The sequence below is a fragment of the Cupriavidus sp. 30B13 genome, assembly GCF_049059565.2.
In the GTDB taxonomy this organism is placed as follows: Bacteria; Pseudomonadota; Gammaproteobacteria; order Burkholderiales; family Burkholderiaceae; genus Cupriavidus.
The window spans coordinates 889,278-915,443 of the sequence record NZ_CP188224.1 but is presented as its reverse complement, the minus strand read 5'-3'; the positions used below and the strand labels follow the sequence as shown (position 1 = coordinate 915,443).

General features: G+C 69.0%; 24 protein-coding genes. 10 read left to right on the top strand and 14 right to left on the bottom strand.

Going from position 1 to position 26,166, the window contains the following annotated elements:
* Positions 1-18: 18 nt before the first annotated feature.
* Positions 19-900, bottom strand: coding sequence for a 3-keto-5-aminohexanoate cleavage protein (locus tag ACKI2N_RS23390; protein WP_420993134.1), 882 nt, complete (start codon positions 898-900; stop codon positions 19-21).
* 266 nt (positions 901-1,166) lie between these two features.
* Between ACKI2N_RS23390 and nanR the strand changes: the two genes are divergently transcribed.
* Together nanR and ACKI2N_RS23380 are read left to right on the top strand one after the other, a co-directional pair.
* Positions 1,167-1,886: a transcriptional regulator NanR gene (gene nanR, locus ACKI2N_RS23385; protein ID WP_420993133.1), complete on the top strand. Its 720-nt coding sequence runs from the start codon at positions 1,167-1,169 to the stop codon at positions 1,884-1,886.
* A gap of 271 nt (positions 1,887-2,157) precedes the next feature.
* A complete protein-coding gene (locus ACKI2N_RS23380) occupies positions 2,158-3,225 on the top strand; it encodes a retroviral-like aspartic protease family protein (protein ID WP_420993132.1) in 1,068 nt (355 codons plus the stop codon).
* Between the two features lie 77 nt (positions 3,226-3,302).
* Here the strand turns inward: ACKI2N_RS23380 and ACKI2N_RS23375 are convergent, their stop codons facing one another.
* From ACKI2N_RS23375 to ACKI2N_RS23360, 4 genes are all read right to left on the bottom strand, one after another.
* Positions 3,303-4,520, bottom strand: coding sequence for an MFS transporter (locus ACKI2N_RS23375; RefSeq protein WP_420993131.1), 1,218 nt, complete (start codon positions 4,518-4,520; stop codon positions 3,303-3,305).
* A 138-nt stretch (positions 4,521-4,658) separates the two neighbouring features.
* Positions 4,659-5,297 (bottom strand): NAD(P)H-dependent oxidoreductase, encoded by a 639-nt coding sequence (locus ACKI2N_RS23370; protein WP_420993130.1) that lies wholly within the window; start codon positions 5,295-5,297, stop codon positions 4,659-4,661.
* 40 nt (positions 5,298-5,337) lie between these two features.
* On the bottom strand, positions 5,338-6,126 hold the full coding sequence (locus ACKI2N_RS23365) for an SDR family NAD(P)-dependent oxidoreductase (RefSeq protein ID WP_420993129.1): 789 nt from the start codon (positions 6,124-6,126) through the stop codon (positions 5,338-5,340).
* A gap of 175 nt (positions 6,127-6,301) precedes the next feature.
* Positions 6,302-7,186, bottom strand: coding sequence for a LysR family transcriptional regulator (locus ACKI2N_RS23360; protein ID WP_420993128.1), 885 nt, complete (start codon positions 7,184-7,186; stop codon positions 6,302-6,304).
* A 97-nt stretch (positions 7,187-7,283) separates the two neighbouring features.
* Here ACKI2N_RS23360 and ACKI2N_RS23355 point away from each other — a divergent pair, with 97 nt between their 5' ends.
* Positions 7,284-8,096: an aldo/keto reductase gene (locus ACKI2N_RS23355; RefSeq protein WP_420993127.1), complete on the top strand. Its 813-nt coding sequence runs from the start codon at positions 7,284-7,286 to the stop codon at positions 8,094-8,096.
* 11 nt (positions 8,097-8,107) lie between these two features.
* Here the strand turns inward: ACKI2N_RS23355 and katG are convergent, their stop codons facing one another.
* Both katG and ACKI2N_RS23345 read right to left on the bottom strand, forming a co-directional pair.
* Positions 8,108-10,291, bottom strand: coding sequence for a catalase/peroxidase HPI (katG, locus tag ACKI2N_RS23350; RefSeq protein WP_420993126.1), 2,184 nt, complete (start codon positions 10,289-10,291; stop codon positions 8,108-8,110).
* Between the two features lie 168 nt (positions 10,292-10,459).
* Positions 10,460-11,203, bottom strand: coding sequence for an SDR family oxidoreductase (locus ACKI2N_RS23345; RefSeq protein WP_420993125.1), 744 nt, complete (start codon positions 11,201-11,203; stop codon positions 10,460-10,462).
* 98 nt (positions 11,204-11,301) lie between these two features.
* Between ACKI2N_RS23345 and ACKI2N_RS23340 the strand changes: the two genes are divergently transcribed.
* The 3 genes from ACKI2N_RS23340 (at position 11,302) to ACKI2N_RS23330 (ending at position 13,483) form a co-directional block, all read left to right on the top strand.
* Complete coding sequence (locus ACKI2N_RS23340; protein ID WP_420993124.1) at positions 11,302-12,198, top strand: AraC family transcriptional regulator; 897 nt, start codon at positions 11,302-11,304, stop codon at positions 12,196-12,198.
* Positions 12,199-12,390: 192 nt separating this feature from the next.
* Positions 12,391-12,993: a hypothetical protein gene (locus tag ACKI2N_RS23335; protein WP_420993123.1), complete on the top strand. Its 603-nt coding sequence runs from the start codon at positions 12,391-12,393 to the stop codon at positions 12,991-12,993.
* A gap of 124 nt (positions 12,994-13,117) precedes the next feature.
* Positions 13,118-13,483 (top strand): VOC family protein, encoded by a 366-nt coding sequence (locus ACKI2N_RS23330; protein WP_420993122.1) that lies wholly within the window; start codon positions 13,118-13,120, stop codon positions 13,481-13,483.
* A 33-nt stretch (positions 13,484-13,516) separates the two neighbouring features.
* On the opposite strand, the gene ACKI2N_RS23325 is transcribed toward ACKI2N_RS23330, so the two are convergent.
* The 6 genes from ACKI2N_RS23325 to ACKI2N_RS23300 all read right to left on the bottom strand — a co-directional run bounded on the left by ACKI2N_RS23325 (position 13,517) and on the right by ACKI2N_RS23300 (position 20,801).
* Positions 13,517-13,858 carry a zinc ribbon domain-containing protein YjdM gene (locus ACKI2N_RS23325; protein ID WP_420993121.1) on the bottom strand — a complete coding sequence of 114 codons (342 nt, stop codon included), beginning with the start codon at positions 13,856-13,858 and terminating at the stop codon, positions 13,517-13,519.
* A 128-nt stretch (positions 13,859-13,986) separates the two neighbouring features.
* Positions 13,987-15,489, bottom strand: a complete 1,503-nt coding sequence (locus ACKI2N_RS23320) for a kelch repeat-containing protein (RefSeq protein WP_420993120.1) — start codon at positions 15,487-15,489, stop codon at positions 13,987-13,989.
* A gap of 119 nt (positions 15,490-15,608) precedes the next feature.
* Positions 15,609-17,093, bottom strand: coding sequence for an aldehyde dehydrogenase (locus tag ACKI2N_RS23315; protein ID WP_420993119.1), 1,485 nt, complete (start codon positions 17,091-17,093; stop codon positions 15,609-15,611).
* Complete coding sequence (gene gabT / locus ACKI2N_RS23310) at positions 17,090-18,406, bottom strand: 4-aminobutyrate--2-oxoglutarate transaminase (RefSeq protein ID WP_426990938.1); 1,317 nt, start codon at positions 18,404-18,406, stop codon at positions 17,090-17,092. Before gabT ends, ACKI2N_RS23315 begins: the two co-directional genes overlap by 4 nt.
* A gap of 35 nt (positions 18,407-18,441) precedes the next feature.
* Positions 18,442-19,473 (bottom strand): histone deacetylase family protein, encoded by a 1,032-nt coding sequence (locus ACKI2N_RS23305; RefSeq protein ID WP_420993117.1) that lies wholly within the window; start codon positions 19,471-19,473, stop codon positions 18,442-18,444.
* 8 nt (positions 19,474-19,481) lie between these two features.
* Positions 19,482-20,801 carry an MFS transporter gene (locus ACKI2N_RS23300; protein WP_420993116.1) on the bottom strand — a complete coding sequence of 440 codons (1,320 nt, stop codon included), beginning with the start codon at positions 20,799-20,801 and terminating at the stop codon, positions 19,482-19,484.
* A 148-nt stretch (positions 20,802-20,949) separates the two neighbouring features.
* On the opposite strand from ACKI2N_RS23300, the gene ACKI2N_RS23295 reads away from it, so the two are divergent.
* From ACKI2N_RS23295 to ACKI2N_RS23285, 3 genes are all read left to right on the top strand, one after another.
* Positions 20,950-21,918, top strand: coding sequence for a LysR family transcriptional regulator (locus ACKI2N_RS23295; RefSeq protein WP_420993115.1), 969 nt, complete (start codon positions 20,950-20,952; stop codon positions 21,916-21,918).
* Between the two features lie 106 nt (positions 21,919-22,024).
* Positions 22,025-22,483 (top strand): MarR family winged helix-turn-helix transcriptional regulator, encoded by a 459-nt coding sequence (locus ACKI2N_RS23290; protein ID WP_420993114.1) that lies wholly within the window; start codon positions 22,025-22,027, stop codon positions 22,481-22,483.
* A gap of 32 nt (positions 22,484-22,515) precedes the next feature.
* A complete protein-coding gene (locus tag ACKI2N_RS23285; RefSeq protein WP_420993113.1) occupies positions 22,516-24,111 on the top strand; it encodes an MFS transporter in 1,596 nt (531 codons plus the stop codon).
* A gap of 73 nt (positions 24,112-24,184) precedes the next feature.
* On the opposite strand, the gene ACKI2N_RS23280 is transcribed toward ACKI2N_RS23285, so the two are convergent.
* The gene (locus ACKI2N_RS23280; RefSeq protein ID WP_420993112.1) at positions 24,185-25,153 is read right to left on the bottom strand and encodes a LysR family transcriptional regulator; all 969 of its coding nucleotides are present in this window, start codon (positions 25,151-25,153) and stop codon (positions 24,185-24,187) included.
* Between the two features lie 191 nt (positions 25,154-25,344).
* On the opposite strand from ACKI2N_RS23280, the gene ACKI2N_RS23275 reads away from it, so the two are divergent.
* Positions 25,345-26,148 (top strand): alpha/beta hydrolase, encoded by an 804-nt coding sequence (locus ACKI2N_RS23275; protein WP_420993111.1) that lies wholly within the window; start codon positions 25,345-25,347, stop codon positions 26,146-26,148.
* Positions 26,149-26,166 lie beyond the last annotated feature (18 nt).

Below are 26,166 nucleotides of genomic sequence, written 5' to 3'. Positions count from 1 at the left end.
TTATTTTGATTTTCCCGCTTACGCCATGCCGAACATCTCGCGGGTTTCTGCGGGCGTCGCGATGTCGCGGCCCATCATCCTGGCGATCTTCGCGAAATGGTGGATCACGTCGCCGTTGTTGGGCGTTCCGAGTTCCGGCCAGCCGTAGTCGCCCAGGCCGATCGCAATGTGGCCGCCAAGCTCCATCGCCGCGACCGCCGGCCCGGTGGGATTGCCGATCTTGTTGCAGACGGTCCATTCCAGCGGCGCCCTGGGCAGGAACGGCAGATGCGCGTAGAGGCCCTGGATGGTCCCCGGGTGGCCGCCCAGGATGCCGTGGTCGGTCAGCTCGAACATGAAGTACGGCGTGTCCTTCACCAGCCCCATGTCGCGCAGCGCGCTGAAGCAGCGCGTGAAAGCCACCGTCCAGCTCACGAACTGCGGCTTGACGCCGAGCTCCGGCAGGCGGCGCGCAAATGCCTCGAGAATCCTGGTCTCGTTCTTGTAGGTGAGATGGCCCGTGAGATAGCGGTTCGCGACGTAGTCGAAACGGTCGATGTTGGTGCTGCCGCAATCGATCGGCGCCAGATCCGGCTGCGTTTCCGGCGACTGCGACAGCACCTCGATATGGGCCAGCCGGCTCATCTCGCCTTCGTTGGAAATCTGGCCGAGCGTCGGAAATACCAGGCAGTCGCAATTGGCGCGAATGGCGCGGATGCAGGCGGCAAAGGTCTGCGCGTCATGGGCCGGCTTGCCGTCGGGCTGCCGCGCGTGGAAATGGATGATGCTGGCCCCGGCCTCGCGCGCCTTGGCGGCCTCCCGTCCGATTTCCTCGGGGGTGTAAGGGATGTTCGGATTCTCGGACCTGGGCATGTATTCGTTGATACGTGCCTCGATGATCAGTTTCTTCTGCGCTTTCATGCCGTCTCCAATGCGTGCCAGCGTGTGTTTAACGAACCTATCAGACCATATGCTATCCACCTATCAGACCAAGTGCGAGAAATCTTTGCCTGAAATCGGGTATACCCTTGCCGCAATGCAGATCGCCACATCTTATGTGGCGATTAATACCCTCGATCGCCGATGATTACGTCAGCGTCTGGCCCGAAATCCATGTTTCCACCCAGGCAGACATAAGGGTGCGCCTATGGTCTAATAGGCAGATAGCCGACATAGTGACCGCACAAATGGAATCTTCGATCCCCAGCCAGCCGATTCGCCGCAAAAAGCTCTACGAAGAGGTCGCGTCGCGCCTCGAATCGATGATGCTGAGCGGTGCGTTGCGGCCCGGAGATACCCTTCCTCCCGAGCGCGAACTGATGGACACGTTTCAGGTAGGCCGCTCGTCCATCCGGGAAGCCTTGTTCGCGCTGCAGAAGATGGGGCTGGTGGTGATCCGCAACGGTGAGCGCGCCTATGTCACGCGCCCGTCCGCGGACGCCCTCGTGGGCGAACTGTCGGGCGCCGTGCGCCATTTGCTGTCGACCGCGGAAGGCGTGCGCGATTTCCAGCAGGCGCGGACGATGCACGAGATTTCCCTGGTGCGCTACGCCGCAAGCCACGCCTCCGACGATGACATCGTCACGCTTGGCGCGGCCCTCGAGGCCAACCGGAAAGCGCTGGGCAACGCCGCGGAATTCACCCGGACCGACGTGGAATTCCACCTCGCCATCGCCCGCATCCCGGACAATCCCATTTTCCTGGCGCTGCATACCGCGATGGCCCGCTGGCTCGAAGAACAGCGCGCGACCTCCCTGCAATCGGCCGGCGCGGAGCAGGCAGCCTTCCAGGCCCACAGCAGGATCTATTCGGCCATCGCCGCGCATCAGCCGGATGCGGCGGAAGCCGCGATGCTGGCGCATTTGCGGGAAGTGGAGTCGCATTACTGGGCGGCGAAAAACGCTTAGCGAAAAGACGGGCTTCTTCCCGCTCCCTCCGCCCGGGCAAGCGGACGGCCTCTTGCCGCGCCAGAGCGATTCCCGATATGGCCCGCGTGGTTGTCCCGCGGCCCCCGGACAGCGTGGTGTTCGTGCGGTCCCCCCAACGCCGATGGCCCGCGCCCTGCCGTCTCGAGGTAGCAAAGCCATCACGTTTCCAGTAGCCTGATACGCGATCGCAAGCTGCGCCGAATGGGGCGAAAACCACGTAAATATGACAAGGTCATTTACCACCCGATATTTGCCTTCCGCATGCATTGGCTTCGCCATCCAGGGTCTCCTGCCCGGCTGTTCGGACGAGACGGGCCGCTACGCGCAGACCATCGGCGCCTATGAACTCCAGGCCGTGCCCGCGCGGCAGATTTCCCGCGCGGAGATCGCGAAGCCGCTCGACGAACTGACCCGCGAGGCGTGCGACAGGCAGGCCGCCTCTTCACTGGCCCGGGCACTGCTCGACGCGGGCTATCGGCGCGAGGCCGCCAACGTGCTGGTCAAGTTCGCCGGGAAATGCCCCCAGGGCGTGGCGCTGCTGCCCGGCGCCGTGCCGATCCTGTCGTCCATCGGCGACCTGTCCGCGGCGCTGGAGGTGGCGACCCGCGTCGTGGCCGAGAACGGCACGAGCGCGCAGGCGCGGTTCGCGCGCGGTGAAGTCCTTCGCCGCGCCGGCCGCTATGGCGAAGCGCTCGACGACTATATGGCGGTGTTGTCGCTCGCCGATCAGCCTTCCCGTTTGTCCGGCGACGTGTTCGCCGGCGCCGCCGAGGCAAGGGCAAAAACCGGGCAGCCATGCGAGGCGAGCGGCCTGGTCCGCATGTGGATCGGCTGGGATCCGGCCCGGCGCGATACCGCGCAGGCGCGCGCGCTGGCGGAAAAGTACGCGCAGGAAGGCCAGTGCGAGCGCGCGACCGCCACGCGGCCGCAGGTGTTCGCGCGCAAGCGCGGCGAAGTGGTGACGGCGCGCGTCTCGGTCAACGGCCTGCCGGGCACGTTCATCGTGGACACCGGCGCCAGCTTCGTGTCGCTCAGCGAAGGCTTTGCGCAACGGGCCGGCGTGTCCGAGGAAAAGGCGCGCCGCATACAGCTGCGCACGGCGAACGGCGTGACCGACGCCATGCTGGCCACATCGAAGACCGTGACGCTGGGCACCGCCGAGGCGGCAAGCGTTCCCGTCGCGATCATGAAAGGCATGCCGTTCGGCCCGAAGATCGACGGCCTGCTGGGCCAGTCGTTCCTGTCGCAATTCGAGGTGAACTTCCAGCCGGACCGCTGGACGCTGAGCGAACGGTCCGCGAATACCGCGCGGCATTGACGGGAAAGGCGCGGCGGCCGGCGGCCATGCGTCGGCCATGTGCTAGCCATGGTTGCCACGCAGGCGGCGGCAGGCCGCTACTGCCCGCCGCGCCCGGTCCTCACGCTGATCCAGGCCACGGCCAGCCCGGCCGCGGTAAGGACGGCGGCAGCCCACGGCAGGCGGGCCAGGCCGGGACCGTGGTCGATGACGGCGCCGCCGAGCCAGGCGCCCAGGGCATTGCCGAGATTGAAGGCGGCGATGTTCAGGCTCGACGCCATGCTCTGTCCGTCGCCGTGGGCGCTGTGCAGCACGCGCAGCTGCAGCGGCGCGACCGTGGCGAAGCCGGCCGCGCCGAGCAGGCCGACAAAAAGCACGGCCGCCACGCGGCTCTCCATGGCGAAGCCCATGAGCAGCAGCACCAGGGCCAGCACGGCCAGCGAGCCGAGCAGGGTCGGCACGAGGGCCCGGTCCGCCAGGTGGCCGCCGGCGATATTGCCGACGATCATGCCGCAGCCGAACACCAGCAGGATGGCCGAGACGCCGGCCTCGTCGAAGCCGCTGACCTGCGTCAGCAGCGGCTGCACGTAGGTGAAGACGAGGAACACGCCGGCGAAGCCCAGCACCGTCGACAGCAGGCCCAGCAGCACGTGGACGCGGCGCAGCACCTTGAACTCTTCGCGCAAGGACACGGCGCTGCCGTTGCCGGCCTCGCGGCGCGGGACGAACAGCGCGATCACGGCCATGGCGATCAGGCCAATCAGGCTGACTGCCCAGAAGGTCGAGCGCCAGCCGTGGTGCAGGCCCAGCCAGGCGCCGGCCGGCACGCCGAGCAGCGTGGCCACGGTCAGGCCGGTGAACATGGTCGAGATGGCCGATGCCTTGCGGTCGGCCGGCACGAGGCTGGTCGCCACGACCGCGCCGACACCGAAGAAGGTGCCGTGGGCAAGCGAGGTGACGACGCGCGCGGCCATCAGCACGCCATAACCGGGCGCCAGCGCACAGGCGAGGTTGCCCAGCGTGAAGATGGCCATCAGGGCCAGCAGCGCGGTCTTGCGCGGCACGCGGCTCATGGCCGCGGTCAGCAGCGGCGCGCCGACGAAGACGCCCAGCGCGTAGCCCGAGATCAGCAGGCCGGCCGTGGCCACGCTGACGTGCAGGTCGGTCGCCAGCTGCAGCAGCAAGCCCATGATGACGAATTCGGTCGTGCCGATGCCGAAGGCGCCCACCGTCAGCGCATAGAGCGCCAGCGGCGAGCGGCCTTGATGTTGCTGCTGCGCCGGTCCCGGCGCGGGTGCGGTGGAAACGGTTTCCATGATCGAAGGCCTTGCGGGCAATGCCTTGGCCGGGAAGGCGCGCCGGAGCACAAGCCGGCAGCCTGGTCCTCGCGGCAAAGGCGGATGGTTCGAAGCGGACCGGAGCGCGGCGCCAGGCGCCGCGCTCCTCATCGGCAGTCACGCCAGGTCGGTGACGAAGTCCTCGCGCGGGCGGCGCACCTTCTTCAGGCCCACGAGCCAGTCGCCGGCCGCTTCGCGGTACCCGAGCGCCAGCATGCTGACGCTGCGCAGCTGCCTGGCGGGCAGCCCGAGCAGCTCGTCGAGCGCGGCCGCATCGAAGCCCTCCATCGGCGTCGAGTCGACCTCCTCGAACGCCGCGGCGATCAGGCCCGCCCCCAGGCCGATATACGCCTGGCGCGCGGCGAACTGGAAATTGGCTTCCGCGTCCTGCCCGGTGTGCCTGGCAATCAGCACCTGGCGGTACGCTTCCCAGCCTTCGTTGGTCGACCCGCGCTCGGTATTGGTCAGGTCGAACATCATGTCGATGCGCTCCGCCGTCACGTCGGCCCAGGCGGCCAGCACCAGCAGATGGGAGCACTCCGCGACCTGCGGCTGGCCATAGGCGAGCGGCAGGATCTTGCGGCGCAGTTCAGGATTGCGGATGACGATCAGCTCGAACGGTTGCAGCCCGCTGGAGGTGGGCGCCAGGCGGATCGCCTCGACGATGCGTTCCAGCTTGTCGTGCGGCACGACCCTGGCCGGGTCGTATTTCTTGGTCGCGTAGCGCCATTGCAGCTTGGAGATCAGTTGCGTCATGTCTTTGTACCTTGATGAGGCTGGGAGATGCGCGTCCCGTTCAGGCGATGGTCTCGACGACGCCGCCGTCGACCCGCAAGGCCGCGCCGGTGGTGGCCGACGCTTGCGTCGAGCAGGCATACACCACCATGTTGGCGACCTCCTCCGGAGTGGCGACCCGCTGGATGATGGACGAGCCGCGGTGCGTCTTGACGAACTCGTTCGCCAGGCGCTCGGCCGTGGCCTTGTCGCTGCCCGGCGCCACCATGTCCTGCACGCCTTCGGACAGGGTCGGCCCTGGCAGCACCGCGTTGACGGTGATGCCGGTGCCCGCCACGCTCTTGGCCAGCCCGCGCGAGATGGCCAGGTTGCTGGTCTTGGTGAAACCGTAGTGGATCATGTCCGCGGGAATGTTGAGCGCCGACTCCGACGAGATGAAGACGATGCGGCCCCAGTTCTTCTGCTGCATGCCCGGCAGGTAGATGCGGCTCGCGCGCACGCCGGACATGACGTTGATTTCGAAGAAGCGGGTCCATTCCTCGTCGGGAATCTCCGCGAACGGCTGCGGGTTGAAGATGCCGACGTTGTTGACCAGGATGTCCGCATGCGGCTCGGCGGCCTTGAGCACATCGAAGCCGGCCGCGCTGCCCAGGTCGGCCGCCACGCCGCGCACTTGCGCGCCCGGCACCGCCGCGCGCAGCGCGGACAGCGCGCGCTCGACCTCGGCCTGCCGGCGGCCCGTGATCACCACCGTTGCGCCCGTGCGGGCCAGCCCGGCGGCGATGGCGTAGCCGATACCCCGGGTGGAGCCGGTGACGATGGCGGTCTTTCCAGTCAAATCGATATTCATGATGAATCCTTTTGCAAGTGATATCGCCCGGCGGGACACAACGTCAGCGCGAACAATGGATTCATCGTAGTGCCCGGAGGAGTCCTTGATAACGGGGCACCATCGCAATACACCTTTTGAGTTTTCACGAAGATGGCGCGGCCGGGCATGACGGTGCCCGCTTGCATGCCCCGCCTCAGGACACGGCAAGTTCCGCGGCCAGGAAATCGATCAGCGCCGTCACGCGGCGGCTCGGCGAGGCGGCCGGATAGACCGCGTACAGGTCGATCTGTTCCGCCACGTAGTCGTCCAGCGCCGTCTCCAGCGTGCCCGCCGCCAGTTCCTCGCGGATGTCCCAGCGGTTCTTGATGACCACGCCCTTGCCCTCCACCGCCCATTCGCGCAGCACGCCGCCGTCGCTGGCCTGACGGTCGCCGGACACCTTCACGTTCAGCGGCTTGCCCGCCACGCGAAACGGCCACGCCGCCAGCGGCGCGCCGGGGCGCGCCAGGATCAGGCAGTTGTGGCCCGCCAGGTCGCCGGGAAGCGCGGGCTTGCCGCACCGGCGCCAGTAGTCCGGCGACGCGCAGACCAGCCGCTCGCCGCGCACCAGCAGGCGCGCATGCAGGGCCGAATCCACCAGCGGGCCGTTGCGCAGCGCCAGGTCGATATGCTCGTCGATGAGGTCGATGGTGCTGTCGCTCAGTACCAGGCTCATGTGGATGCCGGGATGGAGGTCCTGGAAGCGGTCCAGCAAGGGCCGCAACTGCATGCGGCCGAAGTCGTTCGTCGACGTCACGCGTATCGGCCCGGCCAGCGGCCCGTCCGCTTTCAGGCCCGCGAGCGCCGTGTCCCAGTCGGACACGATGCGGCGCGCATCCGCCAGCAGCGCCAGGCCCTCGTGCGTGAACACCAGCCGCCGCGTCGAGCGCGTGATCAGCGTGGCGCCGAATTCCTGCTCGAGCTGGCCCACCGCCAGCGTCACCGTCGATGTCGCCACCGTGCGCTGCCGGGCCACGCCGGAGAAGCTGCCGGTCTCGGCAACATCGATGAACAGGCGCAGCGCATCGATTCGATCCATCGTTTCAGTTCCTCAAAAGCTGAATTGGACTGCGCAGCGATTATCGCGTGCCCACCCCGTCAATACAATCGCAGCCATTCCAGAACGGAGCAAGCACATGCAGGACCACATCGTCTATGGCACCTATCCGCTGCGGGGCGCGGCGCTGGAAGCCGCCGTCCGCCACGCCGTCGAGGCGGGATTCCGTGCCTTCGACACCGCGCAGATCTACGGCAACGAGGCAGACCTCGGCACGGCGCTGCGCCGCACCGGCCTGCCGCGCGACCGGTTCCGCGTGACGACCAAGATCGCGCCGCCGAACTTCAGCGAACGGGACTTCCTGCCGTCGCTGCGCCGCAGCCTGGACAGCATGGAGCTGGACTACGCCGACACCGTGCTGGCCCATTTCCCGGTGGCCGACCAGGAGATCCCCGCGCTGATGCGGTGGCTGGCCGAAGCGCGCGACGCCGGGCTGGCGCGCGCGGTCGGCATCAGCAATTTCACGCCGGCGCAGATGCACCTGGCGGCGGCCGCGGCGCCGGTGCCGCTGGCGCTCAACCAGATCGAGTTCCACCCGCTGCTCGACGGCGCGGCGCTGCTGCGCGCGTCGGCAAACACGGGCATCGCGCTGCAGGCGTTTTCCCCGCTGGCGCGCGGCGCCGTGTTCGCGCAAGCCAACGGCGCAGCGCTGCTGGCCGACATCGCCCGCGCGCACGGCAAGACGCCCGCGCAGGTGGTGCTGCGCTGGATCCTCCAGCAGGGCCTGGGCGTCGTTACCCAGTCGGCCCGGCCGGCGCACATCGATGCCAACCTTGCCAGCGCCGGCTTCGACCTGAGCGCGGACGAGATGCGGCGCATCGGCCAGTTAAGGCGGCGCGACCTGCGCCTGATCGGCCGGCGCAGCATCGCGTGGGCGCCCGCCTGGGACTGACCGGCTCCCGCTCACGCGAGGTCGAAACGATCGAGGTTCATCACCTTGGCCCAGGCCGCGACGAAGTCGCGGACGAACTTTTCCCCGGCGTCCGCGCTGCCGTAGACTTCCGCCAGCGCGCGCAACTGCGGGTTCGAGCCGAAGACGAGATCGACGCGCGTGGCGGTCCAGCGGAATCCGCCAGTCGCGCGCTCACGCCCTTCGAATACGTTCCCGGCATCGGACACCGCTTTCCACTCCGTGCCCATGTCGAGCAGGTTCACGAAGAAGTCGTTGGTCAGCGTCCCGGGCCGCCCGGTGAACACGCCGTGCGGAGCCTGACCGAAGTTGGCGCCCAGCACGCGCATGCCGCCAACGAGCACCGTCATCTCCGGCGCGGTCAGCGTCAGCAACTGCGCCTTGTCGACCAGCAGCGCCTCGGGCGAAGCGGCGCACGTTCCGCCGAGGTAGTTGCGAAAGCCATCGGCCATCGGTTCGAGCACGGCAAAGGCCTGCGCGTCGGTCTGCGCCTGCGCGGCGTCCATGCGCCCCGGCGCGAACGGCACCGTCACCGCATGGCCGGCATTCCGCGCGGCCTGCTCGACGCCGGCGCAGCCCGCCAGCACGATCAGGTCGGCGAGCGAGACTTTCTTGCCGCCGGACCGGGCGCCGTCGAATGCAAGCCGGATGCCCTCGAGCGTCTCCAGCACCGCGGACAGCCGGGCCGGCTGGTTGACCTCCCATGCGTTCTGCGGCGAGAGGCGGATGCGGGCGCCGTTGGCACCGCCGCGCTTGTCGGAGCCGCGGAACGTGGACGCCGACGCCCAGGCGGTCGACACCAGTTCCGGCACGGACAAGCCTGACGCCAGGATCTTGCCCTTGAGCGCAGCGACGTCCTGCTCGTCTATCAGCGCATGGTCGACAGCGGGGATCGGGTCTTGCCAGATGAATTCTTCCGCCGGCACGTCCGGGCCGAGATAGCGGGCGCGCGGGCCCATGTCGCGGTGGGTCAGCTTGAACCACGCCCGGGCGAACGCGTCGGCGAACTGATCCGGATGGGCATGGAAGCGCCTCGAGATCTTCTCGTAGGCCGGATCGAAGCGCAGGGCAAGATCGGTGGTCAGCAGCGAGGGGGCGCGGCGCCTGGCCGGGTCGACCGGATCCGGCACGGTCCCGGCGCCGGCATCGCCCTTCGGCTTCCACTGGTGCGCGCCGGCCGGGCTCCTGGTCAGCTCCCACTCGTAGCCGAACAGGTTTTCGAAGAAGTTGTTGCTCCACCGCGTGGGCGTGGTGGTCCAGATGACTTCGAGGCCGCTCGTGATGGTGTCGTCGCCGTTGCCGGCGCCGAAGCTGTTCTTCCAGCCCAGCCCCTGCTCCTCGACGCCGGCCGCTTCCGGCTCGGGCCCGAGATGCGGCGCGGGGGCGGCACCGTGAGTCTTGCCGGTGGTGTGGCCGCCGGCGATCAGCGCCACCGTCTCTTCGTCGTCCATCGCCATGCGGGCAAACGTCTCGCGGATGTCCGCGGCCGCGGCCAGCGGATCGGGGTTGCCGTCGGGGCCTTCCGGATTGACGTAGATCAGGCCCATCTGCACGGCGGCCAGCGGCTTCTCCAGTTGCCGCGCGCCCGAGTAGCGCCTGTCGTCGCCCAGCCAAGTGGTTTCCGAGCCCCAGTAGACGGCTTCGTCCGGCTCCCAGGCATCGATGCGGCCGCCGGCGAAGCCGATGGTCTTGAACCCCATCGATTCCAGCGCGACCGTGCCGGTCAGGACAATGAGGTCGGCCCACGAGATGTGGCGGCCATATTTCTGCTTGACCGGCCAGACCAGCCTGCGCGCCTTGTCGAGGTTGACGTTGTCGGGCCAGCTGTTGAGGGGCGCGAAGCGCTGCTGGGCAGATCCGGCGCCGCCGCGCCCGTCCCCGGTGCGGTATGTGCCGGCGCTGTGCCATGCCATGCGGACGAAGAAGGGGCCGTAGTTGCCGAAGTCCGCCGGCCACCAGTCCTGCGAGGCCGTCATCAGTGCCCGCAGGTCCTGCTTCACCGCCGCGAGGTCGAGGCGCCTGAATGCCTCGGCGTAGTCGAAGTCCTCGTCCATCGGGTCGGACAGGGGCGAGTTCTGGCGCAGGATCCTCAGGTTCAGCCGGTCGGGCCACCAGTCGCGGTTCGACGTGCCGCTGCCGGCGGCATGGTTGAACGGGCACTTCGTTTCGGTCGACATGCACTTGCTCCGTTTCTCGGGGGAATGAACGGAGCATGGTCTGCGCAAGTCCGCGCCGATTGCACGGGAGGCAACGGCGTTTCCGATTCGCACGGCGGCGTCTTTCGGAACCCGGGCCGGCGGGGTGCCGCCTGCCCCCGCGCGCCGGCGAAACGGAATGCCGCCGGGCTATCTCGAATTGGCCAGCGCCACCGCGTCGGCGCCGGCCGGAAACCGCAGCAGCCCCGACCTGTCGTTCGCGGCACGCCATACCGCCTCGGCCACGTCGGCCTGGGTCGTCAGCGCGGCCGGCTGCGCCAATGCAGCGAAGATGCGCTGCGCCACGGGTGCGTAGGCTTCGGGAACCAGGCCCGCCATGCGCGCGCCCCCGTTGGCCGTAAAGCGCGTGCCCGGCCCGTAGCCCGGCTCGACCAGCTTCACGCTCACGCCGAACGCCGCGAGCTCGAGCGCCAGCGACGCGGTGAACCCCTCGACAGCCTGCTTGCTCGCGGTGTAGGCGGCGACCATCGGCAGCGGCGCCAGCGTCGCGCTCGAGGTCACGTTTACCACCACCCCCGACCGGCGCGCGCGGAACTGCGGCAGCACCGCCTGCGTCATCGCCATGGCCCCGAAGGTGTTGGTCTCGAACACCTCGCGCACCGTGGCCATCGGGGTAGCCTCGAACGCGCCGAAAAGGCCGATGCCCGCGTTGTTGACGAGCACGTCGACGGGGCCGCTCGCTTCCAGCGCCGCGGCGATGCTGGCGGGCCGGGTCACGTCGAGCGCCAGCACGCGAAGCCGGTCCGAGCGGGGCAGGACGTCCTGGTCCGGCGTGCGCATGGTGGCCACGACATGCCAGCCCTGCGCATGGAAATGGCGCGCGGTTTCGAGGCCGTAGCCGGAAGAGCAGCCGGTAATCAACACAGTTTTCATGACGCATCCGATTGGGGTTTCGACGTCCGCCACGATAGCGGCAATGCGCCGGACTTCCTACAATGGGAAGTCCAATTTTCGTTTGCCATCGTCCAGACATGAGCGATCCCCTGTCGCAGGTCATCTCGCTGCTCCAGCCGCGTGCCGTGTTCTCGAAATGCATCAGCGGCGCCGGCCGCTGGGGCGTCCGCTACGCGGAATTCGGCCAGCCGAGCTTCTGCGCCGTGCTCGCGGGGCGCTGCCGTCTCGCCGTCGACGGCCACGCGGCACTCACGCTCGAGGCGGGCGACTTCGTGCTCCTGCCGGCAACGCCGGGCTTCGTCCTGTCGGGCTTCGAGGCGGTCACGCCCGAGCGCATCGACCCGAAGCTGACACCCGCGCCGGCCGGCGAGGTCCGCCACGGCACGCGTGGCGGGCGCCCCGACGTGCGCCTGCTCGGCGGTTACTTCGTCTTCGACTCGTCCGACGCGGACTTGCTGGTGCCGCTGCTGCCGGCACTCGTGCATGTGCGCGGCGCCGAGCGGCTTGCGGTGCTGGTGCGCCTGGTCGGCGAGGAAGCGGGCGAACGGCGCTCGGGCCGCGATCTCGTGCTCACGCGCCTCGTGGAGGTGCTGCTCATCGAAGCGCTGCGCGCGACGGCGGGCGAGGATGCGCCGCCGGGGCTGCTGCGCGGACTGGCCGATGCCCGGCTCGGCGCGGCGATACGCCACATGCATGCCGATCCCGCGCGCCCGTGGACGGTGGCCCAGCTTGCGAAGAAGGCGGCGCTGTCGCGCTCGGCATTCTTCGAGCACTTCGCGCGCACCGTGGGAATGCCGCCGATGGAGTACCTGCTCGCCTGGCGCATGGCCATCGCGAAGGATCTGCTCCGCCGCCAGGACTGCGGGATCGCCGAGGTCGCCGAACGCGTCGGCTACGGCTCGGCAAGCACCTTCAGCACCGCGTTCAGCCGGCACGTGGGCCAGCCGCCGGGCCGCTTCGCGCGCGAGCGCTAGGACGTCGGGGCGTGGGGCGTGGGCGCGCTGGGGCGCCGCGGGCGTCGGGGCCGCTCGGCCAACAACGGCAAGCATCGGCAAGCATCGGCATCCCGATGGCGCACGGCACGCCACGGTTCGGTGCCGCACACAGCCGGACCGGCAGCGGTGGTAGTGGTAGAGCTTTCGCGACCGGCCTCGAAGGAGCCACCCATGCGCTTGAACAGAACGGCATGCTTCGCATGCGTCCTGGCGGCCTGCAATGCCGTGCCGGGACTGGCCCAGAACACCGACCCGGTCGCGACCGGCGCCGTGACGGGCTTTACCAGCAACGCCGGCAAGAAGGGAGAGAAGCAGCACTACACCATCTTGCTCAACCTGAACTGGGCAAACGCCGGTTCCGATCCGGGCGCCGTCGTCGCCTTCGGGGCCATGGATAACGGCGATGTCGTCTGGCTTGCCCAGACCGACTACCGCCCGACCTTGCGGCCCGCCAGCGCCCGGCGCGAGTTCGTCACGCCGAAGGCGCCGCTTGCGCTGGCTCAGACGCCGCGCTACCTGATGGTATGCGCGTGGCATCTCGACGACCAGCGAAAGCCTGTCGGCACGCCATTCTCGGCGTACGCCGAGCGGGACGACTCGGGCGCCATCGTCGGCAAGCCGGGGCGCGAACAGGACTCTCTCACGGTCCACTGGGTCCCGGTCCCCGCGCAGCGCGCGCGGGCGAAGTTTGCCGGGGCGGATTATTGCGGCGAGGCGCAACGGTCGCGGACGAGTGCGGTTCCCCATTGGATGGCCGATGCGCCCAAACCGTAGGCAGCCACCAGGCAGTTGCCGCCCGGCGCCCGGGCAATCGTTGCGGGCGGCTTCGTTCGCGTGAATAATGCGTGCTCATCCCCGGCCCGGCTTCGCGGCCGCCAGCACAAATCGGAGTTCTCACATGCTCACGCAACCTCGCTACGTGATCGGCGTACCTGATCTTGCGCGCTCGGCGTCGTACTACCGGGACGTACTCGGCTTCAAGGTGTCCTGGGAAGAGCTGCCGGGCTGGCGCCTGTTCGTGCGCGACGCCTGCATCATCATGGCGGGAGAATGCCCGGACGCGATGCCGGTCGGCGCGACCGGAGACCACGCCTATATCGCCTATATCCAGGTCCAGGAGATCGACAAGCTCCATGCCGAACTGGCGGAGCGCGGGGCGAACGTCATCAAGCCGCTGCGAACGGAACCCTGGGAGATGCGGGAGTTCGCCATCGAGACCGTCGACGGCCACCGGATGATGTTCGGCGAGCCGTGCGCGGGCTGAGCGAAATCCGCTCGCGGCGCGCCATGCGCGCGCTCATGCCTTCCTGACGAACTCCGATTTCAGGCTCATCGCACCGAAGCCGTCGATCTTGCAATCGATGTCGTGATCGCTGTCCACCAGCCGGATGTTCTTCACCTTGGTGCCCATCTTGACCACGCCGGCCGAACCCTTGAGCTTGAGGTCCTTGATGACGGTGACGGTATCGCCGTCCTGCAGGATATTGCCGGCCGCATCGCGATAGACCCGCCCGGCCGCCTCGGCCGGCGCGGCGGCCTGCGCCGGCCATTCATGCGCGCATTCCGGGCAGATGTAGACGCTCCCGTCTTCGTACGTGAACTCGGAATTGCATTTCGGGCAGGAGGGCAATGTGCTCATGGATGATCCTTGGTGCCGGGCGGCGGCAATGAAAACGCGGAAGTATAGCGCTGCCCGGCGGCTGGCCTGCCCTGCCGTGCCCGCGGCGTCCGGGCGGCTCGCATCGTGAAGCGGCGGATATCGGCGGATCATGGAGCATAGCGCTCGACAGCATCGAGTTCGCTGCCCCCGGAGGAGAACCCGCCGACGACCAGCACGCTGCCGTCGGTCAGCAAGGTCGCCGCGGCTGCCCTGCGCGCCACGGACATCGATGCCGCCGTGGTCCAGGCATTGGCGTCGGGATTGTAGATTTCGGCAGTGTCCAGGTCGCTGCCGCCGGCCAGCAGCACGCGCCCGTCGGCCAGCGTGGTCATGGTCGGCAGGGTGCGCGCGCTGTTGAGATTGCTCGTCGTCCAGCTCGAGGTTGCTGGATGGAAGCGCCACGCGGTAGTGCTGATGTCCGACGTCGCCAGCACGCTGCCGTCGGCAAGGCGCGCCGATTGGAAGACATTGCCGCTCGCGCCCATCGGCATTTGCGTGGTGGCACCGCTGTCGTTGACCGGGAACAGCTCGGCGGACGACACGTACCCCCCGGCATTGACGCCGCCGATCACCAGCACGGCGCTGCCGTCGGGCAGCAGCTCGCCGGCGTGCTGGCCGCGCGCGCTGGCCAGCCGCGTGTTCAGGAGGGTCCAGGTGTCGGACGCGGGGTCATACAACTCGGCCGTTTGCGAGAAACCGATGCTGCCTTGGTAAATGACACCGCCGATGACCAGGACCTTGCCATTGGGCAGCAGCGTGGCCGTGTGCCGCGTGCGCGCCTCGGCCATGCTGGCGGCGGCCCGCCAGGTGCCGGTGGCGGGGTCGTAGATCTCCGCGGTTGCCACGGATGTCGTCAGCGAGACTTGCCCGCCGGCGACCAGCACCCTGCCATCGGGCAGCACCGTGGCCGAATGGTCGGAGCGGGGGCCGATCATGCCGGCCGCGGCCGCCCAGTTACCCGCGGCGGGATCATGGATGGCCACCGAGTTGGTGACGCCGGAGCCCGTGTAGCCGCCGGTGGCAAGCACCTTGCCGTCATGGAGCAGCGACACGGAGAAATAATGCCGCGCCGTGGGAAGGGTCGCGACGGACGCCCAGCTGCCGCGCGCGGTGACCGAGATCCGAACCTGCGCCTGGGCCGAGCCTGCCCGGTTGCTGGCGGTGACCGTGTACGTTGCCTGCGACTGGACCGCCGCCGGGGTACCGGTGATCGCGCCGGTTTGCGCATTGAGGCTCAGGCCGGCCGGCAACGCCGGCGCGACCGTAAACGCCGAGGCCGCGCCGCCGGTCACCCGCGGGGTATTGGGAACGATGGCTTCCGCCGCCACGTACAACGCCGCGGGCGTATCGTAGGCCAGGCTGGCCGGCGCGACCGGGGCCGCCTGCACGGCCAGGCGCAACGTGACGACGACCGTGCCCGCCGCGTTGGTGCCGGTGATGGTATAGAGCGTTTCGGCGACGGTAACGGTCGGCGTTCCGCTGATGACGCCGGTCTGCGCGTCGAGGGTCAGTCCCGCAGGCAGGGCCGGCGCAATGCTGTAGCCCGTGATCGGACCGCCGCTGCTGGCAGGCGCGTTGATGGCGATGGGCTCGCCGACGGTGTAGACCACCGCGGTTTCGCGGTAGGTCAGCCCGGCCGGCGCCGCCGCCGGCGACGCGGCCCCGGGCCGAAGGCGGCAACGGCGTTCCGTGCGCCGGCCGGCGGCCGGCGGCCGGGGCATCGGCACCGCTAGCGCATCACGAACGGATTTGCCGTTGCCGCGCCGGTGTTGATCCAGACGCTCTTGGTCTGCAGGTATTCGAGGATGGCGTCGGCCCCGTTCTCGCGCCCGAGGCCCGAGTCCTTGTAGCCCCCGAACGGCGACATGTAGCTGACCGCGCGATAGGTATTGACCCATACCGTGCCGGACTCCACGCGCTCGGCCATGCGGAAGGCGCGGCCGATGTCGCCGGTCCAGACGCCCGCGCCCAGGCCGAAGCGCACGTCGTTGGCTATCGCCACCGCCTCCGCCTCGTCCTTGAAGCGGATGACCGACAGCACCGGCCCGAAGACCTCTTCCTGCGCGATGCGCATGCGGTTGTCCACGCCGGCGAAGATGGTCGGCTCGACAAACCAGCCCTGGCCGCATTCCGGACGGCTGGCGGGCCCGCCGCCGAGCACCACCCGGGCGCCTTCGCGCCGGCCGATGTCGATGTACGACAGCACCTTCTCGTATTGCGCGCGCGTGGTGACCGGGCCGATCTGCGTGCCGGCGTCCATCGGGTCGCCCATGCGCGCGGCGCGCGCGATCGCCAGCAGGCGCGCCATGGCGTCGTCGTAGATCTCGTCCTGCAGCAGCAGGCGCGAGCCGGCGATGCAGGTCTGTCCGGTCGCGGCGAAGATGCCGGACACGGCGCCATTGACCGCATCCTCGATGTTGGCGTCGGCAAACACGATATTGGGCGACTTGCCGCCCAACTCCAGCCCGACGTGCTTCAGGTCGCGCGCGGCCTGCTGCGCGATCAGCCGGCCGGTGCCGTCGGCGCCGGTGAAGGTCACCTTGCGCACCAGCGGATGCGCCACCAGCGCGGCGCCGGCTTCGCCGCCCAGCCCCGTGACGACGTTCACCACGCCGGGCGGGAAGCCGGCTTCCTCGACCAGCTTCATCAGCGCGAGCGTGGACGCCGAGGTGTACTCGGAGGGCTTGATGACGACCGTGCAGCCCGCCGCCAGCGCCGGCGCGAGCTTCCACGCCAGCAGCATCAGCGGCGAGTTCCACGGCGTGACGATGGCGACCACGCCGAGCGGCTCGTGCCGGGTGAAGTTGAAGTAGCCCTTCTTGTCCAGCGGAATCACGCGCCCTTCGACCTTGTCCGCCAGCCCGCCGAAGTAGTGGAACCACTTCGGCACATAGTGCAGCTGCGCGGACATCTCGGACAGCAGCTTGCCGTTGTCGCGCACCTCGATGGCCGCAAGCCGCGCGGCGTGCGCGGCGATGCGGTCCCCGAGCCGGTGCAGCAGCAGGCCGCGCTCGCTGGCGGTGAGCGCCGGCCACGCGCCGGACTTCAGGCTCCGGTGCGCGGCCTGCACGGCGTGGTCCACGTCGCGCGCGTCGCCCCTGGCGATTTCCGCCCATGGCTGCCCGGTGAACGGATTGTCGCTCGGGAGATACTGGCCGCCGGCCGGCGCGGCGCACGCGCCGTCGATGTAGTGCGCAAAGCGTTCCAGCGTCATGCCGCCTCCCGGATGCAGCCCGCCAGGATGTCCAGGGCTTCGTCGAACACGCGGTCCTCGATGGTCAGCGGGTAAAGGAAGCGGATCGCGCTGGGCCCGGGCCCGCACATCAGCAGGATCAGCCCCTTCTGCCACGCCAGCGACTGCACGCGCCTGGCCAGCGCGGGATCGAATGCGCGCGGGCCTTCGCCGGGCACGCCGAACTCGACCGCGACCATGCTGCCCTGGCCGCGCACGTCGGCAATGGCGGGCACTTCGCCGCGCAGCGCCTCGAGGCGGCTCACCAGCCTGCCGCCCAGCGCGTCGGCGCGCGCGAGCAGTTGCTCGTCGGCGATCACGTCGAGCACGGCATGCGCCGCGGCGATGGCGACCGGGCTGCCCGCGTAGGTGCCGCCCAGGCCACCGGGCTCGGCGGCGTCCATGATGGCTGCCTTGCCGATCAGTCCCGACAGCGGATAGCCGCCGGCGAGGCTCTTGGCCACGGTGATCAGGTCCGGCTCCACGCCGCTATGCTCGGTGGCGAACCAGCGCCCGGTGCGGCCGAATCCGGCCTGCACCTCGTCGGCGACCAGCACGATGCCGTGCCGGTCGCACAGGCTGCGCAGGCCCTGCATCAGCGCCGGCGGGGCGACATTGAAGCCGCCTTCGCCCTGCACCGGCTCGACGATGACCGCCGCCACGCGCGACGGCTCCACCACGGTGCGGAACAACTGCTCGATGCTTTGCAGCGACTCGGCCGCCGACACGCCGTGCGAGGGAAACGGCACGTGGAAAATATCCCCGGGAAACGGACCGAAGCCGACCTTGTAGGGATGCATCTTGCCCGTGAGCCCCATGCCGAGCAGCGTGCGGCCATGAAAGCCGCCCGTGAACGCGATGGTGGCCGCACGGCCGGTGTGGGCGCGCGCCACCTTGATGGCGTTCTCCACCGCCTCGGCGCCGGTGGTGAAGAACGCGGTCTTCTTCTCCCCGCCGATCGGCGCCAGCGCATTGAGGCGCTCGGCCAGGCCGACGTAGCTCTCGTACGGCACCACGCTGTAGCAGGTATGCGAGAACGCCTCCACCTGCGCCTGCACCGCCGCCGTGATGCGCGGGTGCGCATGGCCGGTGTTGAGCACGCCGACGCCACCGCCGAAGTCGATGTAGCGCCGGCCCTCCACGTCCCACAATTCCGCGTTGCGCGCGCGGCGCGCGAAGAAATCCGCCTGCGCGGGGGCGCCGCGCGGCGTGGCGGCGAGGCGCCTGGCATGGAGCGACTGGTTGGTCGGGGTGGTGTTCAATTTGGTCTCCGGGTCGATGAGGATGTTTGTCATGGCTATGAGCGCGGCGTTGCCGATGCGCGGTGCCGTCACGTCGCGCGGCGGCCTTCCAGGAAGCCGCCGAAGAAGGCCCGCGCGTTCGCGTCCAGGCTTTCGATGTGGTACCCGCCCTCCTGCACGATCAGCGTGGGCAGCCCGAGCGCGGCGACGGCCGCGCCGAGGCGGGCAAAGCCCTGCGTCGTCACCGCGACCGCCGATTGCGGGTCATCCTTGTAGATGTCGAAGCCGAGCGCGAGCACCAGCGCGTCGGCTTCGAAGCGCGCCACGGCGCGCAGTGCCGTGTCAAGCTGCGCGAAGAAGACGTCCTCGCCCGCGCCGTGCTGCATCGGCAGGTTGACGTTGTAGCCGTCGCCTTCGTCCGCGCCGCGCTCTTCCTCGTAGCCGGCCACCACCGGGTAGAAGTTGACGGGGTCGCCGTGGATCGACACGTACATGACGTCGGCGCGGCGGTAGAAGATCTCCTGCACGCCCTGGCCGTGGTGCATGTCGGTGTCGAGGATGGCCACGCGGCCGAAGCGCTCGCGCAGCGCCTGCGCCGCGATGGCCGCGTTGTTCAGGTAGCACAGCCCGCCGGCGCCATCGACGCGCGCGTGGTGGCCCGGCGGGCGGCACAGCGCATAGGCCTGCCGCGCGCCATCGACGACGGCGCGCGCGCCGGCCACGGCGCTCTGCGCCGACCAGTAGGCCGAGCGGTACGTGTGCGGCCCGACCGGGCAGCTCCCGTCGGTCAGGTAGCGCGCGGCCTTGGCCAGGATCCCGCGCAGCGGATTGTTCTCGCGCACGAAGATATTGGACATGACCTCGTCGCCCCAGTCCTGCGGCATCTGCTTCCACTGCGCATGCGCCTCTTCGAGAAAGCGCAGGTAGTCCATGCCGTGCACGGCGGTCAGCGGGGCGTGGCCGAAATCGGCGGGCTCGCGCACCTCGAATTCCAGCTTCTTCACCGCCTCCAGCAGGCGCAGCGCGCGCTCCGGCACTTCCTGCGGCGTGCGCATCTGGCCGCGCGAGAAATAGGTGCGGGGATGGTGCCGCAACTGTTCGGGATGGAAATAGGTCAGCATGTCTTTCCTCATTGATGGACAGCCTGCGCGACGGTGCCCCGGGCCGCGGCGTGGCGCTGCTTGAGCGCGCCGAGCGCCACGATGCAGGCCAGGGACAACGCGGCCAGGCAGGAATAGAACACCGCGAGCGGCCACCACTGGCCGACGTAGCGGTGCGCAAGCCAGGTGCCCACCAGCGGCGTCATGCCGCCGGCGACGGCGCCGCACACGTGGTACGACAGCGAGATGGCCGAGTAGCGCACGCGGATGGGAAACACGCCGGCCACGAAACCGGCGATCACCGAGTAGAACGAAGCCAGGAAGACCACCGCCATCGCGATGCCGGCCGTCAGCGAAAGCCCGTCGCCGTTGCGCACCAGCAGGAACATCGGATACGGCGAGACCATCGCGCACAGCGCCGCCGCCTTGAGGAAGCGCGCCTCGCCGAACTTCTCCGCCAGCAGCGCGGCAAGCGGCTGCGTGAGGAACTGGATCACCGCCACGGCGAACAGGCAGTCGAGGATCAGCGACTTCGTCACGCCGACATATTGCGTGGTGTACGAGATCATGAAGGTGTTGGTGAAGTAGACTCCGGCGATGCCGAAGGTATTGGCCCCGATGCACAGGGCCACCAGCGCCCCGTAACCGCGGAACACCTCGACCACCGGCAGCCGCGCGGCGGGCTGCTTGTGCCGCTCGCTCTCGAATTCCGGCGACTCGCTCACGCCGAGCCGGATCATCACGCCGACCAGCAGCAACGCCGCGCTGGCCAGGAACGGCAGGCGCCAGCCCCAGCTCATAAAGTCCGCGTGGTCCAGCGAACTCACCGCGCGGAACGCAAGCAGCGACAGCAGCAGTCCGGCCGGACTGCCGAGCTGCGCGAACGAGGCAAAGAAAGTGCGGCGCCCTTCCGGCGCGTGCTCGCCCGCCATCAGCACCGCGCCGCCCCACTCGCCGCCGGCGGAGATGCCCTGCACGATGCGCAGCAGCACCAGCAGCGCCGGCGCCAGCCACGGCACCGGCAGGCGCGCGGGCATCAGCCCCACGCCGACCGTGGCCACGCCCATCATCACCAGCGTGGTCATGAGCGCGCGCTTGCGCCCGAAGCGGTCGCCCAGGTGGCCGAACACGACCGCGCCGAGCGGGCGGGCAAAGAAGCCCACCGCGAATGTCCCGAACGACGCCATGGTGCTGATGAAGGGGTCGTCCGACGGAAAGAACAGTTCGCCGAACACCAGCGCGGCGGCGGTGGCGTAGATATAAAAGTCGTACCACTCGATCGCCGTGCCGATGAAAGCGGCCGCCGCGGCCCGTTTGGGCTGGCGCGGCGGGGGCAGCGTGGAAGTCATGGGAAGTCTCCTCTCTTGGTGCTGCGCGCGTCGGATGGCACTGCAGTGGGAGATTTATAAGCGGCGGGCTGACATTAATCCAATTTCTAATTATTATTCACATCATTAGCGTGACTTATGTCGACGGCCTGGCCGCCGCCCTCCTGCCATGACGACTCCCCGCACCGAAGCCGCCCGCTTCCTGCACGACCGGCTCGACTGGAACCTGCTGCGCACCTTCCTCGTGATCATGCAGGAGCGCAGCGTGAGCCGCGCCGCGGCGCGGCTGTACCTCACCCAGCCCGCGGTCAGCCTGGCGCTCAAGCGCCTCGAGGACACGCTCGGCCGCACGCTGATCCAGCGCCACGGCACGGTCTTCCGCCCGACGCGCGCCGGCGAAGAGGTGTACCGCCTCGCCGGCGAGATCTACGGGCAGATGTCCCGGCTCGAAACCGAACTCGACGACCGCAGCGGCGACATCACCGGCACGGTGCGGCTGTTGACGGTAAGCCGCATGGACTCGCCCGTGTACGACGAATTCCTCGCGGATTTCCACCGCGCCCATCCGCGCGTCGACCTGCAGATCGAGGTGATGCGCTCGTCGGAGATCGTTTCCTCGTTGCTGCGCAATACCGCCACCGCGGGCCTGGCGCTGTGCCGCACGCCGCAGGACAAGCTGGAGCAGCGCTGCTTCCTGCACCAGCGCTACGCCATCTTCTGCGGACGCCACCACCGGCTGTTCGGCCGGCAAGGCCTGACGGTGGCGGACCTGCTGGAGGAGAACTTCGTATCGTTCACGACCGAGCAGCTGGGCGACAGCCTGTCGCCGCTGGCCGTGTTCCGCGACCAGCAAGGCTTTACCGGGCGCATCGTCGCGGTGTCGTCGAGCCTGGACGAGATCCGGCGGCTGATCTTCGCCGGCTACGGCATCGGCTGCCTGCCGGAACACATCGTCCGCGACGATCTCCTGCAGCAGCGGCTGTGGCGCTTGCCTCCGGACGAAGGCATCGCCGACGTGGACATCCACCTGCTCCAGCGCCGCTCGCGCAAGATGACCATCGCCGAGCAGGCCTTCCTCGATGGCATCGAGCGCACGATGCAGCGGTATTCGCTGGCGGAACGGCTCGGCGGGCGCTGAGGCGCCGGCGCTTTGCGGCTGCCCCGCGAAATCCCTTGACTCCGCAAATACGGGGATATACCCTCTTTAAAGGTGCATATCCACCCAACCGCACCCGGCCGGATACATGACAAGCTCCCCAGACGTCCCGGAAGTCAGCCCGTGCAACTGCACGGCCATGCGCAAGGCCTCCAGGCGCTTGTCGCAGATGTATGACAACGCGCTGGCGCCCACCGGCCTGAAGTCCACCCAATACTCCATCCTGGCCGAGATCAAGCGGCACGGCGAGCCGCCGACCATGCGCGAGCTGGCCGACGCGATGGTCATGGACCGCTCCACCCTGGGCCACAACCTGGGGCCGCTGGAGCGGGACGGCCTGGTCGAGCTGGCCGCCAGCGCAACGGACCGCCGCAGCAAGCATGTGGTCCTTACCGCGCGGGGACGCGCCCGGATCGCCGAGGCGCGGCGGCTCTGGCAGGCGGCGCAGAAGCGCTTCGAACAGCGTTTCGGCGCGGCGCAAGCTGCCGCGCTGCGCGCGGTGCTGCTCGACATTGCCGCCGACGAAACGCTCGTGAACCCGGCCTAGGGCGGCCTCACCCACATTGAAGAAAGGCCGCCATGGTCACGGATGCAAAGCGGCCCGAGCCCGACCAGGCGGCCGCAGACAAGAAGAAATTCCTGGTCCTGCTGACGGCGGGGCTGGTGTCTTCGCTGATCATGCTGGACTCCAACATCGTGGCGGTCTCGCTGCCGTCGATCGCGAAGACGCTGGGCGCCACCTTCACGGAAATCGAATGGGTGGTGAGCGCCTATGTGCTCACCTTCGCCGCGCTGCTGCTGGCGGCGGGCTCGTATGCGGACCGGCACGGGCGCAAGCTCGCCACGCTGATCGGGCTGGCCGTCTTCACGGTGGCGTCCGGCCTGTGCGGGCTGGCGTCGACCGCCCTGATGCTGAACCTGGCGCGTGCGTTGCAGGGCGTCGGGGCGAGCCTCCTGCTGACCGCGTCGCTGGCCATCATCAACCATGCCTTCGCCGGCGCCGAGCGCGCCCGGGCCTATGCGTTCTGGGGCGCGTGCCTGGGCATCGCCATCACGGGCGGGCCCATCGTCGGCGGCGTGATCACCGACCTGTTCGGCTGGCGCTGGGCCTTCCTGATCAACCTGCCGATCTGCACGGTGCTCTTTATCGCGGCCGCCGCGGTGCTGACCGAATCGCGCGACCACGAAGCCAAGCGGCTCGACATCGCCGGCATCCTGACCTTCAGCAGCGGGCTTTTCCTGCTGATCTGGGCGCTCATCGACGGCACCGGCACGGGCTGGACCTCGGCGGCGATCGTGGGCCGGATCGCGGGCTCGGCCGCGCTGCTGTCCTGCTTCGTCGCGATCGAGCTGCGGCAGGCGCGGCCGATGGTCGATTTCCGCCTGTTCCGGCAGCCGACCTTCCTCGGCGCCGCGTTCGCCATGCTCGGTTATGCCGCGGGCGCGCAAGTGCTGATCTTCTTCCTGCCGCTGTACCTGCAGAACACCTACGGGTTCGCGCCCGCGGCGGCGGGCCTGGCGATGCTGCCGTTCGCGCTGCCGATGTTCCTCACGCCGCGGCTCGGCGCGGGGCTGGCGACGCGCTATTCGGGCCGGACGCTGCTCGCGCTCGGACTGGCGACCACCGTGGGCGGCGACCTGCTGCTGTGGGCGTTCGCCTCGGCGCACGCGGCGTACCCGCTGTTCGTCGCCGGCATGCTGGTGGCGGGCGCGGGCGCGGGGCTGCTCAACAGCGAAACCGCCAAGGTCATGCAGGGGGCGGTGCCGGTGCAGCGCGCGGGCATGGCGTCGGGGCTGTCGGCGACCACGCGCTTCGTGGGCCTGCTGCTGGGCGTGGCCGGCCTCGGCGCGGTCTTGTCGCACGGCGTCACGCAGCGCTTCGTGGCTGCCGGCGCGACGCTGGGGCTGGACCCGGCAGTGGCGGCGGCCGCGGCAAGGCGCGTGGCCTCCGGCGACACAGCGGGCCTGCTCGGTGCGGTGCCGGCCGGATTGCAGGCGCAGGTGCATGCCGCCGCCGCCAGCGCGTTCGCCGGCGGCTTCGCCGCGGCGAGCCTGGTTGCCGCCGCGGTGGCGGCCATTGCCGGCGTGCTGGCGTTCGCGCTGGTGCGCGCGGCCGATACGGCGCCGGTGAAGGGCGCCGGCCCGGAAGCCAATCTTGTCGCGGTGATGGAATAGCGGCGGGAATAGCAGCGGAAATAGCGGCGGCGGGAATGGCCGCGCGGCAGCCAGCGCCGCCGGCGCCCGGCCTTTACGCCGGGCGCGGCTCCGACACCGCCAGCAGCGTCGGGTCCGCGGGTATCTCGGCGCAATCGTCGCCCACCAGCGGGCACTCCTCGAAGACCAGCGCCACCCAGTCGACGAAGACCCTGACCTTGGGCGCCAGGTGCCGGTTCTGCGGATAGACGATCGAGATCGGCAGCGAGCGCGGGCGCCACTGCGGCAGGATCTCCACCAGCGCGCCCGACTGCAGGTACTCCTTGAGCATGAAACGGGGCGCCTGCAGCAGTCCGGTGCCGCTCAGCCCGTAGGTGACGTAGGAATCGACATCGCTGAAGCTGATTTTGCCCGGCATGCGGATTTCCGTCATTTCCCCATTCACCATGAACGCCAGATCGATTATCCGCCCGGTGCGATTGGATACATAGTGAATGGCGGTATGGTGCTGCAGGTCGGACAAGGTGCGCGGAATGCCGTATTGCGCCAGATAAGCGGGAGCCGCCACCGTGGAAAACCGCATTTCGCCCAGGCGGCGCGCAATCAGGCTGGAGTCGTCGAGCTCGCCGACACGGATGGCGCAGTCCACGCCATCCTGGATCAGGTCGACGAACCTGTCGCTGTGGCTGACCATCAGGTCGATGTCGGGATAGCGGCGGTGAAACCGGTGGAGCTGCGGCGTGACCACCAGCCTGCCCAGCGTGCCCGGCATGTCCGCCCGCAGCTTGCCCTTGGGGCCTTTTCCCAGCGTCGATAGCGCGACTTCCGTCTCCGCGACCTCGGCCAGGATGCGGATGCAGCGTTCGTAGTACTCGGCGCCCTCCGCCGTCAGCTTGAGCTGGCGCGTGGTCCGGTGCAGCAGGCGCACGTGCAGGTGCGCCTCCAGGTTCTTGATGATGGTGGTCGCCGAGGTGCGCGACAGATCGAGCGATTCCGCCGCGCGCGCGAAGCTGCTCATTTCCACCACGCGCGTGAATACTTCCATTGCCTGCAGGCGATCCATTTTCCTCACCGGGATGTCATTCCGGACCACGCCGCTTTCGGGCGAACCGGCGCAAAAGCCGGCCACTGTTCCGTCTCGCCAAATTGTGATGAAAGTTATTGGCGTTTATCCGTGCGAAGCAATGTACCAGAATTCGTGCATCGCAACAGCCGGAATGGGCATATACCCCGAAATGGGTTGCCCGGCTATGTATGAAGACCCTCCGCAACCAGATCCTGAGCATCGAGAGCGCCACAATCAGCGGCCATGCTCAGCGCATTCAATTGCGCACGTACACGCCGGCGCATGCGAGCCGGTGCCTGCCCGTGGTGCTGTATTTCCACGGCGGCGGCTTCATGCATGGCGACCTCGATAGCGCCGACGTCGCCGCGCGCGCCATCGCCGGCCTGACGCCCGCCGTCGTCGTCTCGGTCGCGTATTCGCTCTCGCCGCGCTTTCCGTTTCCGGCCGCGCTCGAAGACGGCTATCTCGCGGCCGCCTGGGTGCTGGCCAATGCCAGGACGCTGCGCATCCATGCCGGGCGCATGGGCGTGGCGGGACACGATGCCGGCGGCAGCATCGCCGCGGGCATCGCCGCCATGGCGCGCGACCGCAAGGACGTCCGCCTGGGGGCGCAGGCGCTGCTGGCGCCGCTGCTGGACCCCAGCATGACCCGCCTGGCCGACGCCCGCAAGATCGCCGCGCCGGACCTGCCCGCCAGCGAATGCGCGCTCGGCTACCGGTCTTACCTGCCCGAGGTGCGGCACCGCATGCATCCGTACGCCGCGCCGCTCGAATCGCGCCGGCTGGCCCAGTTGCCGCCCGCGCTGATCGTGAGCGCCGGGCAGGACCTGCTTCATGTGGAAGGAGAAACGTACGCCCGCGAGCTGATCGCCGCCGGCGTGCCGACCGAGACCACGCGCTATGCGCAGGCATCCCACCGGTCGATCGCGACCGATCCGGCCGCGCTGGCCGCCGTCGCCGCGTTCTTCGGCCGGCGGCTGGCCGGTCCGTGACCACGAATTTCCGATTCC